This window comes from Bacillus sp. SIMBA_005, assembly GCF_046535585.1.
In the GTDB taxonomy this organism is placed as follows: Bacteria; Bacillota; Bacilli; order Bacillales; family Bacillaceae; genus Bacillus; species Bacillus pumilus.
On sequence record NZ_JAWRWI010000379.1, the window covers coordinates 1 to 273 of the forward strand.

Genomic DNA, 273 nt, shown 5'->3' on the forward strand with positions numbered 1-273 from the left:
TCAATGGCAACAATAAATGGCCTTTCTCCCCAATCCGAACCGCAATATCGTTTCATTATTTCGGTTGTAACCTGCTGTAGGCAAAGCAATTCTCCCACTCTCCTTAAAATACAAATAACCAGCTTACCTTCACAAGGTAAACTGGTCTATTATTAATTAATGGGATAAAGCAACATTAAATGAAGCAGCGGTTTTCGCTTTTACCTCTTCCAATGTCACACCCTCTGCTAATTCGATGAGTTGCATGCCTGCATCTGTAAAATCGAATACAGC

General features: G+C 39.9%; 1 pseudogene. It reads right to left on the reverse strand.

Features of this window, described 5'->3' with window-relative positions:
* Positions 1-156: 156 nt before the first annotated feature.
* Positions 157-273 (reverse strand): annotated as a pseudogene (locus SB660_RS20540) (succinyl-CoA--3-ketoacid-CoA transferase); the annotation flags it as partial.